At 63.7% G+C, this 3,913-nt stretch carries 4 protein-coding genes; 3 read left to right on the top strand and 1 reads right to left on the bottom strand.

What is annotated here, in order from left to right; all coding sequences use genetic code 11:
- The coding region (locus ENZ74_RS24540) for an MFS transporter (RefSeq protein ID WP_127313045.1) at window positions 1-947 on the top strand (947 nt) is incomplete at its 5' end.
- An 11-nt stretch (window positions 948-958) separates the two neighbouring features.
- Here the strand turns inward: ENZ74_RS24540 and ENZ74_RS24545 are convergent.
- Window positions 959-1,663, bottom strand: a complete 705-nt coding sequence (locus ENZ74_RS24545; RefSeq protein ID WP_063170259.1) for a nitroreductase — start codon at window positions 1,661-1,663, stop codon at window positions 959-961.
- A gap of 225 nt (window positions 1,664-1,888) precedes the next feature.
- Between ENZ74_RS24545 and ENZ74_RS24550 the strand changes: the two genes are divergently transcribed.
- Together ENZ74_RS24550 and ENZ74_RS24555 are read left to right on the top strand one after the other, a co-directional pair.
- Window positions 1,889-2,431, top strand: a complete 543-nt coding sequence (locus ENZ74_RS24550; RefSeq protein WP_032807957.1) for an XRE family transcriptional regulator — start codon at window positions 1,889-1,891, stop codon at window positions 2,429-2,431.
- 20 nt (window positions 2,432-2,451) lie between these two features.
- Window positions 2,452-3,913, top strand: a 1,462-nt coding sequence (locus tag ENZ74_RS24555; protein ID WP_127313046.1) for an FAD-dependent oxidoreductase, incomplete at its 3' end; no start/stop codon positions are given.

The raw sequence follows: 3,913 nt of genomic DNA on the forward strand, positions 1-3,913 counted from the left end.
GCGGTGCGCTGACCACCTACATTTCCTGGCGCTGGATCTTCTTCATCAACGTGCCGTTCGCGCTGGCGGCGGCAATTCTTGCCGCCTCGCTGTTTCCGACGATGACCAAGCCCGTGCGCACGCCGTTCGATTTTCCGGGCTTCCTGCTGGTCGGCAGCGGCATGGTCCTGCTGGTCTTCGGCATGGATTCGCTTGCCGCCAAGGACGCCGCGGGCGGCATCATCGCCGGCGAACTGGCGCTGGCGCTCGTCATCCTGACCATCGCCTCGTTCTACTGCCTGCGCGTGCGCAATCCGCTGCTCGATCTCAAGCTGTTGCGCATCCGTACCTTCCGCATTTCGTTCCTCACCGGCGGCGGGCTGGACACGATCGGCCTTAGCTCGGTCGTCTTCCTGCTGCCGCTGATGTTCCAGCTCGGCTTCGGCATGAGCGCGGTGCAGGCGGGATCGCTGACCTTCGTAGCCGCGGTCGGCTCGGTGGCCATGCGGTTCTTCATGCCGCGTGTCCTCAACCGTTTCGGCTTTCGCCGCGTGCTGGTCTACAACACGCCCATCGTCGCCGCCCTGGTTGCCGGCTTCGCGCTGATGCAGGCGACGACGCCGGTGTGGATCGTGCTCACTTACATCTTCGTCTTCGGCGTCTTCCGCTCCGCGCAATGGGCCTCGACCGGCAACCTCGCCTATTCCGACATCGCGCCCGAGCAGCTCGCCCGTTTCAGCGCGCTCTATTACATATTATGGCAGCTGGCGGTGGCGATCAGCGTCGGCCTGGCCGCCGCGGCATTGTCGTTTCTGGCGGGCGGCGGCCCCGCCGTCGCCGACGATTTCCGCATCCTGTTCGTGATCGAGGGCATCATCACGCTCTGCGCGCTGCTCGCCTATCTCAAGCTGACACCCCAGGACGGCGCCCATGTCAGCGGCCACGGCGCACAGATGAACACGGAATGAGGCCGGCTGGCTTATTCGCTGAACGTCACCCACTCTTGCAGCGGCACGCGGTCGGTGCGGAAGGCGTTTTCAGGTTTTGACGTATCTTCATAACCAAGCGCCATGCCGCAGACGACGATCTCCTCGTCCGGAATGTCGAGCACCGGCCTGATCTGCCGGTGATAGGGCGCGAACGCCGCCTGCGGACAGGTGTGCAGACCCCTGCCTCTAGCTGCGACCATGATGTTCTGCAGGAACATGCCGTAATCGATCCATGAACCCTGGTTGAGGCGGCGATCGATGGTGAAGATCATGCCGACCGGCGCGTCGAAGAAGACGAAGTTGCGGTCGTGCTGGGCGCGCATCTTGTCGACCTCGCGGCGACCGATGCCGAGCGCGCCATAGAGGCCGAAACCGTTGGCGCGGCGTCGCGTCAGATACGGCTCGAAGAACTGCGTGGGATAATACCGGTACTCGTCCCAATCGGCTTTTTCGGCGCGAATGCCGGAATTGAGAATGGCGTCCGATATGCGCTGCTTGCTCTCGCCCTTGGTGACATAGACCTTCCATGGCTGCATGTTGGTGCCGGATGGGGCGCGCGCCGCAACCGCCAGAATGGCGCGGATGGTGTCGTCTTCGACCATGTCGGGCAGGAATGCGCGCACCGAACGGCGCGACAGGATCGCCTCGTCGACAATCTCGGCGTCGCCCTCGATTCGGGGGTTATTTTCCAGCATGGGCCGTCCCTTACCCTTTGTCTCGATCGGACGTCCCCACTCGCCGCTCTCGGCGGAGCCTTTGCATGAACCGTCAAAATCGCGCAAGCAAATCTTGTGCATCCGTGAAAATCTGCTTGATTTTTTCATGAGCTTGATTTCTCATGAAATTTGTCGGTGATTTTTCATAAAGAGAGCGTTTTGCCTTCGACTACCGCAAGAACATTGCAGGGACCTGACGAACGCGTGCTGGCCGGCGACATCAGGGCCCTGCGCAAGGCGCGCGGGCTGACGCTCGCCGAGATCGGCCTGAAGCTAGGCCGTTCGGTCGGCTGGGTCAGCCAGGTCGAGCGTGGCCTGTCGACGCCGTCGCTCGGTGACCTCAGAGCCTTCGCCGAACTGTTCGGCGTGCCGATCAGCCTGTTCTTCAGCCATGACGTACCTGTCGAAAGCGAGCGCGGCGTGGTCGTGCGCGCCGGCAGGCGCCGCACGCTTGGCACAAGCGAATCCGGCCTGGTGGAGGAGCTTCTGTCGCCCGATCTCGGCGGTAGCTTCGAGATGGTGCGTTCGGTCTTCGCGCCGGGCGCGGAACTGAAGGCCGAGGCGCAGCGGCCGACCGAGGAAGCCGGATACGTCGCGTCCGGACTGTTCGACATCGAGATCGGAGGTGTCTGGCATCGGCTTGGCGAGGGCGACTCCTTTCGCTTCGAAGGCAAGCCCTACCGCTGGCGCAATCCGGGTGCCGAGCCGGCAATTGTCATCTGGGTGGTTTCACCACCCGTCTATTGAGTTCAAGTTTGGAGAAGAACATGGCGGGTTTGCCGAGCACGGCGCGCGTGGTGATCATCGGAGGCGGCGCCGTCGGCACCTCCGCGCTCTATCATCTCGCCAAGGCGGGCTGGACCGACTGCGTGCTGCTCGAGAAGAACGAGCTGACCTCCGGCTCGACCTGGCATGCCGCCGGCAACGTGCCGACCTTCTCCTCGTCCTGGTCGCTGATGAACATGCAGCGCTATTCGACCGAGCTTTATCGCGGGCTGGCCGACGCGGTCGACTACCCCATGAACTATCACGTCACCGGCTCGCTTCGCCTTGCCCACTCGCTCGAGCGCATGCAGGAATTCCAGCGCGCCAAGGGCATGGGCCTCTACCAGGGTATGGACATAGACATTGTCGGTGTCGACGAGATCCAGCGTCGCTATCCCTTCATCGAGACGCATGAGCTGAAAGGCGCGCTCTACGACCCGAGCGACGGCGACATCGATCCGGCGCAACTCACCCAGGCGCTGGCCAAGGGTGCGCGCGACATGGGCGCGAAGATCATCCGCTTCTGCCCGGTCACAGGCGTGCGCCGCGAGAACGACGACTGGGTGGTCGAGACGGCACAGGGTGAGATCCGCTGCGAGATCGTCGTCAATGCCGCCGGCTACCGCGCCGCCGAAGTCGGCCGGATGTTCGGCCGCGACGTGCCGATGATGGTGATGAGCCATCAGTACATTCTGTTCGAGGAGATCCCCGAACTCGCGGCATGGTCGAAGGAACAAGGCAAGAAGCTGCCGCTGCTGCGCGACGTCGACACCTCCTACTATCTGCGCCAGGAGAAGAACGGCATGAATCTCGGCCCCTATGAGCGCAATTGCCGCGCGCATTGGGCCAGCCACAATGACCCGATGCCGGAGGACTTTTCCTTCCAGCTGTTCCCCGATGATCTCGACCGGCTGGAACATTATCTGGCCGACGCCGTCGCCCGCGTGCCGATCCTTGGCACGGCCGGCCTGTCCAAGGTGATCAACGGGCCGATCCCCTATACGCCGGACGGCAATCCGCTGATCGGCCCGATGCCCGGCGTTCCCAATGCCTTCGAGGCCTGCGTCTTCACCTTCGGCATTGCCCAGGGTGGCGGCGCCGGCAAGGTGCTGGCCGAATGGGTGACCGAGGGCCGGACCGAATGGGACATGTGGTCGTGCGACCCGCGCCGCTTCACTTCCTATGCCGCGGCGCCGGACTATTGCGTCGCCAAGGGCATGGAGATCTACGGCAACGAATACGCCATCCAGTTCCCGCGCCATGCCTGGCCGGAGGGCCGCGACCGCAAGCTGTCGCCGATCCACGATCGCATCAAGGCGCTCGGAGGCCGCTTCGACGCCTATAATGGCTGGGAGCGTGCCACCTGGTACGCGCAGGACGGCGATGACATCTCCGAGGAAGCCACGCTGACCTTTCGCCGCGACGGGCCATGGCAGCATCGTGTGCGCGAAGAATGCCTGGCCG

The organism is Mesorhizobium sp. M7A.F.Ca.CA.002.15.2.1, from assembly GCF_003998715.1.
Lineage (GTDB): Bacteria > Pseudomonadota > Alphaproteobacteria > Rhizobiales > Rhizobiaceae > Mesorhizobium > Mesorhizobium ciceri.

Bases quoted from the DNA above. Each gene is read 5' to 3' on its own strand.
- ENZ74_RS24545 (WP_063170259.1), bottom strand. From the start codon at position 1,663: ATGCTGGAAAATAACCCCCGAATCGAGGGCGACGCCGAGATTGTCGAC.